The sequence below is a fragment of the Pseudomonas sp. SWI36 genome (assembly GCF_002948105.1).
Classification (GTDB): Bacteria; Pseudomonadota; Gammaproteobacteria; order Pseudomonadales; family Pseudomonadaceae; genus Aquipseudomonas; species Aquipseudomonas alloputida.
Genome location: NZ_CP026675.1, coordinates 4,718,329 through 4,731,856, shown reverse-complemented (window position 1 = coordinate 4,731,856; position 13,528 = coordinate 4,718,329). Strand labels below are relative to the sequence as shown.

Below are 13,528 nucleotides of genomic sequence, written 5' to 3'. Positions count from 1 at the left end.
CACCGACTCGTGGTCACCGCCTAGGACAAAAACGATAAAAAACGAACCGACCTAAAAGGGGGCAGTACCTGCCCCCCTGTGCCAGTCCTCAGCGATCAACGCCACCGAGGCACCTGTACTTGAACTCAAGATACTCTTCGATGGCGTAGCGAGGTCCTCCGCGGCCAAGGCCCGTTTGCTTGACATCGCCGAACGGCGCCATCTCGTTGGCGATTGCCGACTCCGAGCATGCCGTAATTCAAGTACTGTCTGACGCGCAGTACGTGGCCGATGTCGCGGATAATGCAATATGCAACACGTTTTTTCAGCAGACACGGTGCACACCTGATAGCGCCTTTGAAGACTTAACAACTGTCCTCGCTCAACACTGGCGCACTCATGCTTTGGCAGGCGGAACGTTCGCGTCCAGAACGTCAAAACCTGTCGCAATGAAAAAATGCGTGCAGAACAAATTGAAAGTGGCGATGTCACTTTCATTGGATCCGAAACCGACTTCGGAATCTGGCTCGCTCGACAGAGGCGCAGCACAGCAGCCCCGGCCAGCGATTCTAGGACGAACGCAGCAGGAGGCTGTGTGCCATGATCTCGATAAGAAGCTCGTACCATCCGATCGACGCCGCGATTCTGTGGTGTGGCCTTTCAGAGTATGAAGAAGAGATCCTGCAGGTAGAGTTTTCCCACCCTAGCAGCCTACGAAAGCATTTTTTACAGTGGCCAGGTCTGCTCGAACACCTCGAGTGCATCTACGACGCCATTCTCAGCGGCGAATTGCCCGCAACCTACCTGGGGCAGCCGATTACGTCGGATAGTCACATTCACCGGGTGTACTACTCCGTTCGGCGCGCCGATCTCCTGCTCTGGTTCCTACGCAGCCTGCCAGATCAGAAACCCCCCTTTCTGTTTTCCCAAGATGTTGATCACTCAGGATGCGTAAGCCTGACTGCGCATCTGGCGAAACAAGCCGAGCTCGACTTTGCCCTGAGTACGCTTCAGCAGTTGCAGCAAACCTATGCTGTCACCGCTGATGAAGTGGCGGCGCTCACCACGCTCAACGACAAGCTAAAAGTGCGACTCGAATCACTTGGCATCCCGTCCGAGACGTCTGAAGCCATGCAGAACAGGCTGATCGGCGCGATGCTCATGACCACGCTCGGGAAAAACCAAAACGGCAAGGTTCAGTCAATCTACCCCAGCCAGGCAGAGTTGGTCCAAGCCATTCTGCTGCGATTCCCAGGAGTGGATGGCCTTAGCAAAAGTACCATTGATCGGCGATTTGCCGACGCGCGCCGTCTTATAGCCCAGGTAAAACGGGGCTGACGCCGCATTGTCAGGCGATGCCGGGCATTGCCTGACAATGTTTTTTACCCTCTTCCGACCTTCACTGACTGTCACTTCCCACCACGCGCCACCCGGCGCTACGGAGTGACATCATGCAACCGACCAACCTTGCCCCTCTGCCAGCCGACCGCCACATCATGCGCCGCGATGAAGTGGAGCAGAAAACCGGCTTCAAACGCTCGCACATCTACAACCTGATGAAGGCCGGCCAGTTCCCGCAATGCCGGCGCATCGGTATGCGCGCCGTCGGTTGGGACTCAATGGAGATCGAACAATGGGTCCAGGACCGACTGTCCACGGGAGACTGACCATGGACGTCCTCTCGCTGATCTCGACCAAGGGCGGCGCGGGTAAAACTACCGTCGCCGCCAACCTGGGCGGTGTGCTCGCCGATGCTGGCCTTCGCATTCTGTTGCTGGATCTGGACAGCCAACCGACGCTGTCCAGCTATTACGCTTTGTGCGATGCCAAGGACGCCGGAAGCTACGAGCTGATCGCTCAGCAACTCACAGCGCCGGAGCAGATAGTCTCGACGACCGTTATTCAGCACCTAGACCTGATCGTCTCCAACGACCGCGCCGGACACATCAGCACCTTGCTGCTGCACGCGGCCGATGGCCGTCTGCGCCTGCGCAACCTCCTGCCCGCCTTCGAGGATCATTACGATGTGCTGATCATCGACACCCAAGGCGCACGCAGCGTAGTGGTGGAGATGGTCATCCTCGCCTCCGCTTGCGCTCTGTGCCCGGTCCTTCCAGAAATGCTTGCCGCGCGCGAACTGCGTCGCGGAACGCTGGGCCTATTCGAAGAGCTGGAGCCCTACCGCTACTTGGGCGTTGCCTTGCCGTCGGTGAAGCTGTTGCTCAACCAGGTCAACGCCAATCGCCGTGATACGCGCTTGATCATGCAAAGCCTGCAAGCCTCTTTTCAGGACGATACCCATGTCAGCGTCTGCCGTTCGCTGCTCCCCGACCGCGTGGCTTATCCCAATGCCGCCTCGCTCGGCCTGCCTGTGCACCGCGTAGAGCCAGTTCCACCGCCCGGCAGCCGCAGCCCTTGTGCCGCCGAGATCATGCGCGGCTTGGCCATTGAGTTGTTCCCGCAATGGGCCGAGCAGCTCGGTGCTCTTGCCGCGCCTGCATCTGGTCGCCCGGCCACTGCCGAGCACCAGTTGATCCGTCGCGGCTGACCGGAGAATAAGTGATGAAGCCGCCGACCTCCGAAGACATCACACGCCAACTGCAGCAGGCGCACTTTCCGCACAAGCACGGACGCGACCTAGCGGCGGCCCCAGTTGGCGATACACCGATGGTGGTCAGTCTCGAGCAACTGCGGCCCTACGAGCTGAACCCGCGTGTGGTGCGCAACCCACTGTATGACGATATCAAGGCTTCAATTCGCGAGCGCGGCCTGGATCAGCCGCCCGCCATCACCCGCCGCCCCGATGAGTCGCATTTCGTCATCCGCAACGGCGGCAACACTCGTCTGAGCATTCTCGGTGAACTTTGGCAGGAAACGCGCCAAGAGCGCTTCTTCCGTATCCATTGCCTGTTCCGCCCTTGGCATTCGGAAGCGCATACGTTGCTTGGGCACCTGGCCGAGAGTGACCTGCACGGCCAGTTGACGTTTATCGAGCGGGCTCTCGCGGTAGCGAAGCTCCAGGACATGTTTCAGCTCGGCGATACCCACCTCACCCAGCGTGAGCTCGCGACGCGCTTGAGTGAGGGTGGCTATCCCATCTCGCAGTCACACATCAGTCGCATGTTCGACGCGCTCGAGCACCTGCTCCCCGTCATCCCGCAGAAACTGTATGCGGGCCTGGGCAAACCTGCCATCGGGCGCCTCATCAGCTTGCGACGGCGGACAGAGTCGATCTGGAACCAGTACTTCGGCAGCCCCGAGCAGTTCCCGCTGCTGTGGTTTGAAGCGCTGTCAGCATTCGACGGTGAAAAGCCCGAGCTCGATTTGAGTGAGCTGCAGGACGAATTGATTGCCAGGATGGCAGTGAGCCTGGAGCAGACACCTCGTCTGCTGGCACTAGAACTACATCAGGGGCAACGTCCCTCACTGCCTCCAGCGGACAGCACTCAGGTCCCTCCAAAAAATCAAGCTGGCGAGCCTCCGGTCCCCTCGTTGACACCAGAACGTCCATCGGATACGTCGACCGCGGTGTCCAATCCCGAGCCCAAACAAGCTGGTGGAACGCTCCTGCCACGGCAAGCTCCACGCTTACCCGAAATACGCCAGGCGCTGGGTGACGAACCGTTGCAAGACAAGCCCTTGGAAGAGCTCGAGGATACTCCGAGCCCGGTTGACACGGCACCCTCACGCCCCGAGCCACTGGACGATATCAGCGACTTGCGCGCGAGATGCGCCGCCCTCGCTGCCGACCTTGCCGCTTACGCAGACGCCGGCGACATGGTCAGCCCCCTCTTGGACGGCCTGGGCTTCACCCTTTCACCGGGTCATGGCGAGCGACTCAGCTCGCGGCACACCGGTATCCAGCTGCTGCTCTCGGCCCTGCTGCGCCTGCAGGACGACGTGGCCTGGAAGGAACGTCAGCAGTTGCCGGCAGCACTGTTTGGTCAGCTGCTGATCGGCGTCTACGACCTGCCCTTCACCGACCGCCCAGCCCTGACGGTGGGCCTTGAACGACTTCCTGATGCTCAGCTGGAGCAGCTGTTCACGCTGATCCGCCACGCCCGACAGTTGATCGAACTGACGCTGTCGTCCACTCGATAACGTGAGGAGCCACCTCATGAGCAAGACTTTCAATCTATTGAACCATGCCATGTTGAACCAGGTGCTGCATGAGCTGCGCCATGGCCGCCTACAGCGCTGCAAGGCCCTAGGTCTGGCCGATGAAGACATTGAGGTGCTGCAGTCGCTGCCGCCAACTACCTTGTCCCACCTGGCGCACTCGTCAATCGCCTGGGTCGAAGTGAAGGTCGACATCACCGTGTTGCGACGCCTGATCGTCCAGGCCGAACGCGACGAACAGAACGAGCGGTTGATCAACCGGGCGCTCAAGTTGGGCGCGAGCTCAAACATCATGTACCGCTGCTTCGGACTGGACCATTCGGAGACCGCGTTGCGCCGCCGTGTGCTGAAGATCGAGACGCACCGCGGTCGGCCAGTCCAGCTCAGTGAAGTGCAGGAGCATGCCGTGTGGAATCGCTGGAGCCAGTTGCGCACGGAGGATCCGGACAACGATCCGCTGGACACCATGATGATGCTGGCCGAGGAACAACACATCAGCCTGACCCTGGTCTGGCAACAGATCGAACTGTACGGAGGCACACCATGCTGAGCTTTTACGAGGTCGACTGGCAGGACGTGGTGCGTCAATGCTACGACGCCCTTCGGCGCCGAAATGAGTGGTACGCGGCGAACGGCAAACTGGCTGTCCCCACCGAGGAGCCCGCGGTGCGGACGATCTACTACGGCGACAACAACCCGCTGCCGCAGACCTTGCTGCTGGACCGCCGGCTGACGCCACTGGAACGTAATACCTGGCAGGTCCTGCGCTGGCTGATCACCGAACGTAAGGTCAAGACGCCACGCTATCAGGACCTGCAGCCCTACCTGGCCACCAGTCCTTGCGGCGCTCAGGCCTCACGCGAAACCATCGCCCGCGCACTCAACGTTTTGCGCACCACTCGCTGGCTCAGTCTGGTGGAACGCTCACGCGATGCCAACGGCTGCCTGCGCGGTTGCGTCTATGTGCTGCACGGCGATCCGTTGACCGCAGCCGAACAGTTGGAGCTGGACAGCGGCTACGCGGCGTTGCTACGACAGAACCTCTCCCATGCCACCAAAGGCGTCCGAGACGTGGCGCAGCATGTGATCGCCGAGATCCAGGCCGACCCCCAGCTGTCCCAGCTCGACAAGGACAGGCTCGGCTCGCTGCCGCCGGTCCACCAGCAAACACTGCCGCTGATGAGCGATGAATCAGATGCAAAGGATTCCGAACCTGGCGCACTCGACCTCGTTCGGAATTCTCCGGCTGGCGCAACAGATCCCGAACCCTGCGGCAATGCACCGGATTTGCCTGTGGTTCGGAATACCGACGCTGGCCGTACAGTACAGAAAGACCAAAGCAAAAAAAGTACGGTACTGGGGCAGGTGGAGTTTGGTCGTGCGCGATGGCCCGAAGATTTACCGCTGAACCCGAACGAGCGGCGCATGGCCTCCCAGGCGATGCGTCAGCTCGAGCCGGAACAGCAACAAGCGGTGATCAATGAAGCGGCGGTGCGCTGCGCCCGCGGTGAGATCCGAAAACCCGTCGCCTACCTGATGGGCTTGATCAAGCGCGCCTGCCAGGGCGAGTTCACCCTGTGGGCCGCGCGTACCGAGGAAGAGAAATCCTCGACCCCTCCCTCACGCACAACCAAGCCTGCGTCGGAGCAACCGCCCCGCGAGCGATCCAAGCGCCGCGGTCAGCGCACCGCGTCGCCACTTGCCCTCTCCTGCCTGGAGGAACTGAAACAACGCTGCCGAGGGATCACTGCGGCTACATAGGGCTGGAACTCGGTGGATCTAATGTCGATGCCATCGGTTCCAGGGGGATCCACTCTCGGGAAAATGCGAGCAATCCACCTTCAGGTAGATCCGCATCGCCAGCCAAGGATCGGTCCATCGTCGGCGTCATTCCGACGGCGAGGTACTGGCGATGGTCGATCACTACCAACTCAACCTGGGTTCCCTGCGCAGCAGCATCACCCTCACCCTGCACACCCACCATGCGGCACGCCTGTGGCAGGGGCGCAGCGGCCGCGACGGGGTACACCCGATTCTGGGCATGCCCGGTTACATCAGCGTCACCAACCTGCTCAAGCACGCCAGCAGCCAGGGCGATCCATACGCCGACTGGTTCATGCTGCAGCTGGAGGAAAAGCTGCTGCAGGCCAGGTTGGACATGGCCACGCTGACGCAGCAAATGAGCCGCGTGGAACGGGCCCTGCCCACGCAAGTCGACGTCGGTGACAACCTCAACATCCACCCAGTCACCCTGCCGCTGTTCATCGGCAGCCAGCTGGGCTTTCTCGCGATCTACCTGCTCACCGACTACGACACCCTGGTCCGGCGGGTACTGCTCGCCCACCACACAGCGCTGATCGGCCGGGGCGACATGGAGTCCTGGATCGATGGCGGCGCACATCTGCTGCGCAGCCTGTTCGGCCTGGCGCAGCGCTACCGCCTGGCCGGGGTGAGCCGCGACGACATGGCCGCCAACAACGCCCGCGCCCGCGAAGCCATCGACAAGTTCGGCACCCTGCCGCAGGACATTCTTGAAGGGACACGCCGCTCACAATTCGCCCCACCGATCGCCCGTAACAACGCGCATTCCGAAATCGAAGGCCCGAATCCGCCGGAAGCCGAGGAGCAGCCTACAGCGGACACCGCGAACGACGGGGGTGAGGCATGACCCTGGCCGAAGCCATTGCCCGGCGTTTGTCAGCCGATGCCTATCGCGAGTTTGCACAAGGTGCCTCCCTAAAAGGCCTTTTAAAGCCTTTTAAGGGTAAGGGGGAGCTGCAGCAGTTCGCCGAGACGATCCTGCGCCTGCGCACCCAAGTCGCCGAGTTGATGGCGGTAATGTTGGCGATCATGGCCCAACCACCCTTCTCGTTTCTGGATCTGCGTTTGGTCGTCCAGCACAGCGCGACGGGCACTGAATTCTTGCGCTGGCGCAGCCCGGATTTTCTGCGCATGGGCGTGCAGGTGTGGCAGGAGACGCTGGTTCAGCCGCGGCTACACCCTGAACTGCGGCAGGCGCTGTATCAGCTAGAGACCAACCGCGTGGTGCTGAACCTGCAGATGAGCAGCCTGCAGTCGCTGTATCGCCAGGCCATCACTGGCGCCAGCAAGCTCGAGGCCGCCGAGCTCGCCCTAACCCGTTCCCCCACCGAGGAGTAACCCGCATGAGTACTTTGTTTGTTGGTGAAGGCAACATCGGCAGCGTGCCGGAGTATCAGGAGTTCAACACCAATCCGGATGAGCCGCGGCGCCTGCTGCGGCTGAATGTCTACTTCGACAACCCGGTACCGCGCGAAGGCGGCTACGAGGATCGCGGCGGCTACTGGGCGCCCGTCGAGCTCTGGAACCGCGACGCCGAGCACTGGGCCACGCTGTACCAGAAAGGCATGCGCGTTTTGGTTGAAGGGCGCACGGTCAAGGAGGAATGGGAGGACAGCGAGGACAACGCCCGCGTGACGTTCAAGGTGGAGGCCCGGCGCATCGGTATTCTGCCGCACCGCCTGGCCTCGGTCACCATGCGCGAGAAAGCCAACGATAACGCCAGCACTTCACGCAAGGGGGGTGGCAAGAAAGCGCCACGCAAGTCCGGATAAGTGCGTGGCACTCAGTGGAATTGGCGCCCGCAGCGCGACATCGCTGGAGCCATACAGTCAGCTCAGCGGGCAACACCGGCTGCTGCCGATGTTTCATTCTCGCCTGGCACTCCTATGCCGCTCATGTTCCAGCATTTGCTTCACTTCCGCCAAATACTGGTCCAGGGCAAGGAACGCCCGCCAGTGCAGCGGACTCTCCTGAAGCCAAGCAATCAGCCGGGCGCGAGCCTGCTCCTTGTCCGGTTCCAGATGGGTGGCCATAAACAGCTCATAGGCCTTGATCGCTAGCGCATCTGCCTCACTCTGGTGGGATCCGTGCAAGTTTGTTGCCTCCGTGGTGACGGTCGGGTCATCCAGCTTTTTTCGGTGATACGCCCCACAGGGTTGTTAGTCAACCTTTTGAGCCGTTCATATCTTTGGGGTGCTGTTCGACCATATGGGTCGAATTGGAGAGCGCCCCCATTGCCCGTGAAAGAGCCTAGCCCACATCACATTGGTCGCCAGTTGGCGAAGTATCGTCGTGCCCGGCACTTGACCCAGACACAGGTCGGCGAGCATCTGCAGATTTCTGGCGAAGCGGTGTCGCGCCTGGAGCGTGGCTTCGTTGAGCTCTCAGTTTCCAAGCTGCTGCAGTTGGCCGACTTATACGGCTGCCCCGCCGATGAGCTGCTGCTCGCGATCAGCCCTCGGCCGCAGGACCTGGGCGTGCAGATCAACTCGATCATCAAGGAGCTCGATGATGCGGATAAGCAATTCGCCTTGGAGTCTCTGAAAGCGCTGGCGAGCCACCTTGCGCAACGCAAGTAATGCCCCTCCGCCGATATGAGCTCGGCACCTTCGGATTTACCCTAGCGCTCCGCGATTACACCCTCACCCTGTCGGTACCCACCGAGAGGGCCCGCGTATGCGCCTGTTCATCTGCGAGAAACCATCCCAAGCCCGCGACATCGCCCGAGTGCTGCAGGCCTGCCGCCGCGGTGATGGTTGCCTGAAGGGTCAAAACCTCACCGTCACCTGGTGCGTCGGTCATCTGCTGGAAACCGCGCCGCCTGAAGCCTACGGCGACTACAAGCGCTGGTCGCTGGATGACCTGCCGATTATTCCCAGCCGCTGGCAACTGGTGCCCAAGCCCAAGGTTGCTGGCCAGCTCAAAGTCATCATCCAGCTGCTGCGCACCTGCAGCGAAGTAGTGATCGCGACCGATGCCGACCGCGAAGGCGAGATGATCGCCCGGGAGATTCTCGAACGCTGCCAGTACCAGGGGCCGATTCTGCGCCTATGGCTATCCGCGCTGGATGAGTCGTCGATCCGCCGAGCCCTGAGCGCATTGCGTCCGGGAGAGCAGACCTTGCCGCTGTACCACTGTGCCCTCGCCCGCTCCCGTGCGGACTGGCTGGTCGGCATCAACCTGAGTCGGCTGTTCACCCTGCTCGGCCGCCGCGCCGGTTTCGATGGTCTGCTGCCGGTGGGACGCGTGCAGACGCCCACCCTGCGCCTGGTGGTCGAGCGCGACCGGGCGATCGCGAGCTTTGTGCCGCAACCGTTCTGGACCGTCGATGCACACCTGGAGCAGGACGGCATCCGTTTTCAAGCGCGCTGGCAGCCCACCGCCGCCGTCAGCGATGCGGTTGGACGCTGCATCGACGAAAACGCTGCGCAGCAGGCGCTCAGGCGCCTCACTCAAGCCGACAGCGCGCAGATCGACAGTGTCGAAGTCGAGCGCGTGCGCGAAGGCCCGCCGCTGCCGTTTGACCTGGGCACACTGCAGGAAATCTGCTCGGCCAAGCTCGGACTCGGTGCACAGGAGACCTTGGCCACTGCCCAGGCCCTGTATGAAACACACAAGGCGACGACCTATCCGCGTAGCGACTGCGGCTACTTGCCGGAGAGCATGCTCGATGAGGTGCCGCGCGTGCTCCACGCCTTGGCCGCCGCCGCGCCTTCGCTGGGGGCAGTCCTCAAGGAGGTCGACCCTTGTCGCCGCTCCCGCGCCTGGAACAGCAGCAAGGTCACCGCGCACCATGGCATCATTCCCACCGCCGTCACCCTCAACCTAACGCAGCTCTCCGAGCGCGAGCTGGCGGTGTACACGCTAATTCGCGCCCGCTATCTCGCGCAGTTCATGCCCGAGCACGAGTACCTGAAAACCCAGGCGCAGTTACACAGCCAGGCAGACCAACTGGTGGCGCGCGGCAAGCAGATCCTGGCTCGCGGCTGGAAGGCGATGATCAACGAGGCCGACGGCAACGAGCCGGCCGAACCGGTGCAGCGGTTGCCGACGTTGCGTGAATCCACGACGGTGGCGCTGGTCGACGCCACGCTCAACGCACAGCGCACGCTGCCACCCAAGGCCTACACCGAAGGCACCCTGATCAAAGCCATGAAAACTATCGCCAGCCAGGTGGCCGAGCCGCGCCTCAAGCAGAAGCTCAAGGAGAGCTGCGGGCTCGGTACCGAGGCCACCCGCGCGGCCATCATCCAGGGCCTGATCGATCACGGTTACCTGACCAAGAAGAAACGCAGCCTGGCTGCCTCCGCCGCGGCGCATACCTTGATCGAAGCGGTGCCGCCAGAAGTAGCCGACCCGGTCATGACCGCGCTGTGGGAGCAGGCGCTGGACCGCATCGAATCGGGCCAGCTGAGCGTCGAGACCTTTCTCGCCAAGCAGGCAGAATGGCTGACTCGACTGGTGCGCAGTAACGCCACGCTCACCCTGCGCCCGCCCCCCAGCAAGGGGCCGTTCTGCCCGGTTTGCCGCAGCGCCATGCGCCAGCGCAAAGGTCGCACCGGCAGCTTCTGGTCGTGCATCCGCTACCCCGAGTGCAAGGGCACTAAAGCTTTGGCCAAGACCAAGCGGGCGAAAAACACATGACTTGACGGCACACCACAGCGCTGGTGTAGTGATCTGGCCCCTCGCCGCTTGGCGACCTAGACCGATTCGCTCCGGGCAGCTCGGTCAGACTCCTAGAGTTCGGAGCCACACTTCAGCACATCTGCGGATGACTTCTCAGCGTTCCAAGTCCCCCAGGTGGATGACCCGTGCGGCTTGTACCAAGCCTTAGGGGTCATCCGCTTCGGCGACGATGCTCAGCTCCGGTGCCCGCCGGCGAAACACTGGGCACCTTTTGTGCGCGGATGCGTGCCAGTTGATTCCGACCCAGGCCACGACAAGGGTCGGTTGATCCAGGTGGATCGGCAGTGGAGTTCTGCGACGGACTTCGGTGCCACATCGCCGGGTCAAGGGTGGTCCAACTCCTCCTAGCCTGATGACCGTCGGGCTATTTTTTCGTCGCCGAGAATCCACCGAAAGCCACCCGACTCCGCCCGCCCAGACCGCCTGAAAACCACGGTTGACGGGCCTTTTGCAGCGTCTTATAGATGACCTGTACCTCGCTGTCGTTGACAGCACCCAGGTAGCCAGGACCTTCAAGGCTACGCCCGCTTCGGGTGGTTCTCCCCAAAAGTGCGACTCGCGCTCGGCAGCTCGCACGGTCACCGCCCCATCGGTGATGAGCGCCTTCTCAACCGACCATGTGTTTGCACCTCCCCTTGCGGAACTCACCAGCCGCCAGGGCCGGTGGATGTCCGCGTTTCTGCTGAACAGGAGCTTCATCATGACTACTGCAAGCAATAACGCCCCCACCACCTACTTCAACCTGCACACCCAAGGCATCGGTTACCTGAACCGTGTCCGCGAAGTCCCGGTTCGCCGCGGCCAAGCGTTCATGGCCTGTGACATCGCTGCCCTGCACGGTGCCTCGGACGACGTCGAGTACACACGCTTCGACTGCAAGGTCGCCAGCGGTGAAGCCGACCGGCTGATCCGTGAACACCTGGAAGACGTCCAAGCCGAACGCAAGGTCCTTATCGCGTTTCGCATCGGTGACCTCTGGGTCGATCCGTTCATGTACGAGAAAGGCGAACGCAAGGGGCAACCCGGCGCCAGCCTCAAAGGCCGACTGATCTTCATCGAGTGGATCAAGGTCGACGGTCAGTTCAGCTACCGTGCGCCGGCTCGGACCGACGCTGCCGCCGCCCCTGAGGCTGCTGAAGCAGCAGAATCGGAAACAGCGAGCAGCGAGGGTGACGCTGACCAAGGCCAGCCAACCCCACCCGTTGCACGTAAATCCACTGCCGCACGTCAGTCTGCCTAAGGCAGGTTGGCCGCCCGCAGCAGGCGCTCTTATGAGCGCCTGTTGTACCTTCATGTCGGAGGTCGCCATGGAAAGCTTCTGGCTCTGTGAAGACTGCCTGCAGGCGGTCGCCTACGACGACTTCAGTGCGCTGTCGCTGTACTACAGCGAGGCTGAAGTCGAACACCGCATCGCTCACTTGCGCTTACAACTGCAGGCCCTGCTGCCCCTGAGCGCCGATTTCGATCCGCATACCGGCGCCGGTATCGAGGCCTTTTCCACGCAACCGTGCGAAGTCTGCCAAAGCCCCCTGCACGGCACTCGGAATCGCTTCACGCGCCTTTGATCACACACCTAAACCAGCCTGGGGCAAGCCCCAAGGGGGCGCTCCATCAGCCACGAGGAATTGCCCATGAACACCACCTTGAACCTCGTCGAGCCGCTCGATCCCGTACTGGCTCAACGCGCCCGTGAGGATGCGCTGATCACCGAGGCCCTGCAGCTGCTGGACCAACGTCACTTCCAGCGCGGCGAGGTGCTGATAACTCCCGCCGATGCCGCAGCCTACTTGAAACTGCAACTCGCCCCTTACCACCACGAAGTGTTTGCCCTGCTCTGCCTCGACTCGCGCCACCGTGTGCTGAGCTTCGACATCCTCTTCACCGGCAGCATAGACGGTGCCTCCGTGTATCCCCGCCAGGTGGTGATCAAGGCACTCGAACACAATGCCGCCGCCGTGATCTTCAGCCACAACCACCCCTCCGGCTGCTCGGAACCGAGCGGCGCCGATCGGGTGCTCACCACCCGCCTGACTGAGGCTTTGGCCCTGGTTGAGGTATGCGTCCTGGACCACATCATCGTCGGCGAAGGCACTCCGCTTTCGTTGGCCGAATACGGCTGGATCTGACAGCCCACCTTGCCCTTGAGGTCACCGCCCGTTCGGGGTGACCTCGGCGCTTTCGGAGAACCACCATGCACCCTTCCCTGCCCAATCCGTTTCTTCGCGGCTTCCAAGACCTGCGCTACGAGCGTGTCCTGCAGATCAGCTATGCCAACGATTGCCCACCGTGCTACCGCGCACTGCACCCGGCTCAGAACGAGCTGCCCAATGAAGCCATCAACCTGCAGCCGTGCCTGTTCGATGACGACGTCGCGGTGATCACCGACGGTGTGTGCGTACCCGAGTTTCTGCGCATGCGCTGCCCGGCCGATGGCCTGGTGAACACAGTGCTCTACCAGATCATGGGCAATCAGCTCGGACGCTCGATGCATATCGGCGACCTCGGCAACGTGGAAGCCGCGCGTAACCTGATAGAGCAACTGTCCTTTGCCACCGGGCACTACAGCCGCAGTTGGGAAATCAGCAGCGCCCACCTGCCCGCAGACGACTTCGAGTACCTGCAGGTGCGCGCTTGGTGCAATTCACCGGCGGGCTTCTTCGAGTGCTTCGAACTCAACGCCAGCCATGCCGTCGGCTGCAAACTCTATTCGACGCCTTGGGCAACAGAAGCTGAAGCCCGGGGCAGCCCCTGCAGCGCCGACGAGGTCAGTGGGCGGATGCTCGCTGACCGTGTTCCCCCAGTGTTACTCAAGCTGCTCCTACTAGCAGGCCAGGCGGACATCCGCCTGCTGATCTTTGACCCTGACGCGGCACCGCTCTCGGAGCTACCGCTATTCACCGAAGAATGACCAAGGCGCCCTCCC

The 13,528-nt window shown here is 62.0% G+C and carries 16 protein-coding genes; 15 read left to right on the top strand and 1 reads right to left on the bottom strand.

All coding sequences use genetic code 11. The annotated features are described in order from the left end of the window. The first annotated feature begins 579 nt into the window (after window positions 1-579). The 9 genes from C4Q27_RS22655 to C4Q27_RS22615 all read left to right on the top strand — a co-directional run bounded on the left by C4Q27_RS22655 (window position 580) and on the right by C4Q27_RS22615 (window position 7,691). Window positions 580-1,317 carry a hypothetical protein gene (locus C4Q27_RS22655; RefSeq protein WP_103469163.1) on the top strand — a complete coding sequence of 246 codons (738 nt, stop codon included), beginning with the start codon at window positions 580-582 and terminating at the stop codon, window positions 1,315-1,317. A gap of 113 nt (window positions 1,318-1,430) precedes the next feature. Beyond that, a complete protein-coding gene (locus tag C4Q27_RS22650) occupies window positions 1,431-1,646 on the top strand; it encodes an AlpA family transcriptional regulator (protein WP_103469164.1) in 216 nt (71 codons plus the stop codon). Between the two features lie 2 nt (window positions 1,647-1,648). Further along, window positions 1,649-2,527: a ParA family protein gene (locus C4Q27_RS22645; protein ID WP_103469165.1), complete on the top strand. Its 879-nt coding sequence runs from the start codon at window positions 1,649-1,651 to the stop codon at window positions 2,525-2,527. A 14-nt stretch (window positions 2,528-2,541) separates the two neighbouring features. After that, window positions 2,542-4,080, top strand: coding sequence for a ParB family protein (locus C4Q27_RS22640; protein WP_103469166.1), 1,539 nt, complete (start codon window positions 2,542-2,544; stop codon window positions 4,078-4,080). A 16-nt stretch (window positions 4,081-4,096) separates the two neighbouring features. Next, complete coding sequence (locus C4Q27_RS22635) at window positions 4,097-4,648, top strand: DUF2857 domain-containing protein (RefSeq protein WP_103469167.1); 552 nt, start codon at window positions 4,097-4,099, stop codon at window positions 4,646-4,648. Next, a complete protein-coding gene (locus tag C4Q27_RS22630; protein WP_103469168.1) occupies window positions 4,642-5,859 on the top strand; it encodes an STY4528 family pathogenicity island replication protein in 1,218 nt (405 codons plus the stop codon). Before C4Q27_RS22635 ends, C4Q27_RS22630 begins: the two co-directional genes overlap by 7 nt. A gap of 151 nt (window positions 5,860-6,010) precedes the next feature. Then, window positions 6,011-6,766: a PFL_4669 family integrating conjugative element protein gene (locus C4Q27_RS22625; protein WP_103469169.1), complete on the top strand. Its 756-nt coding sequence runs from the start codon at window positions 6,011-6,013 to the stop codon at window positions 6,764-6,766. Further along, window positions 6,763-7,257 carry a DUF3158 family protein gene (locus tag C4Q27_RS22620; RefSeq protein WP_103469170.1) on the top strand — a complete coding sequence of 165 codons (495 nt, stop codon included), beginning with the start codon at window positions 6,763-6,765 and terminating at the stop codon, window positions 7,255-7,257. Before C4Q27_RS22625 ends, C4Q27_RS22620 begins: the two co-directional genes overlap by 4 nt. A gap of 5 nt (window positions 7,258-7,262) precedes the next feature. Continuing rightward, a complete protein-coding gene (locus tag C4Q27_RS22615) occupies window positions 7,263-7,691 on the top strand; it encodes a single-stranded DNA-binding protein (protein ID WP_103469171.1) in 429 nt (142 codons plus the stop codon). A 93-nt stretch (window positions 7,692-7,784) separates the two neighbouring features. Here the strand turns inward: C4Q27_RS22615 and C4Q27_RS22610 are convergent, their stop codons facing one another. Further along, the gene (locus C4Q27_RS22610; protein ID WP_103469172.1) at window positions 7,785-8,012 is read right to left on the bottom strand and encodes a hypothetical protein; all 228 of its coding nucleotides are present in this window, start codon (window positions 8,010-8,012) and stop codon (window positions 7,785-7,787) included. Window positions 8,013-8,153: 141 nt separating this feature from the next. Here C4Q27_RS22610 and C4Q27_RS22605 point away from each other — a divergent pair, with 141 nt between their 5' ends. The 6 genes from C4Q27_RS22605 (at window position 8,154) to C4Q27_RS22580 (ending at window position 13,513) form a co-directional block, all read left to right on the top strand. Next, window positions 8,154-8,498 carry a helix-turn-helix domain-containing protein gene (locus C4Q27_RS22605; protein ID WP_102689183.1) on the top strand — a complete coding sequence of 115 codons (345 nt, stop codon included), beginning with the start codon at window positions 8,154-8,156 and terminating at the stop codon, window positions 8,496-8,498. A gap of 97 nt (window positions 8,499-8,595) precedes the next feature. Continuing rightward, the gene (locus C4Q27_RS22600; protein WP_103469173.1) at window positions 8,596-10,563 is read left to right on the top strand and encodes a DNA topoisomerase III; all 1,968 of its coding nucleotides are present in this window, start codon (window positions 8,596-8,598) and stop codon (window positions 10,561-10,563) included. Window positions 10,564-11,305: 742 nt separating this feature from the next. After that, window positions 11,306-11,845 carry an STY4534 family ICE replication protein gene (locus tag C4Q27_RS22595; protein ID WP_103469174.1) on the top strand — a complete coding sequence of 180 codons (540 nt, stop codon included), beginning with the start codon at window positions 11,306-11,308 and terminating at the stop codon, window positions 11,843-11,845. 67 nt (window positions 11,846-11,912) lie between these two features. Next, a complete protein-coding gene (locus tag C4Q27_RS22590) occupies window positions 11,913-12,170 on the top strand; it encodes a hypothetical protein (RefSeq protein ID WP_103469477.1) in 258 nt (85 codons plus the stop codon). Between the two features lie 66 nt (window positions 12,171-12,236). Next, entirely contained in the window at window positions 12,237-12,731 is a 495-nt protein-coding gene (locus tag C4Q27_RS22585; protein WP_103469175.1) for a JAB domain-containing protein, read from the top strand. 65 nt (window positions 12,732-12,796) lie between these two features. After that, complete coding sequence (locus tag C4Q27_RS22580; protein WP_103469176.1) at window positions 12,797-13,513, top strand: hypothetical protein; 717 nt, start codon at window positions 12,797-12,799, stop codon at window positions 13,511-13,513. The last annotated feature ends 15 nt before the right edge of the window (window positions 13,514-13,528 follow it).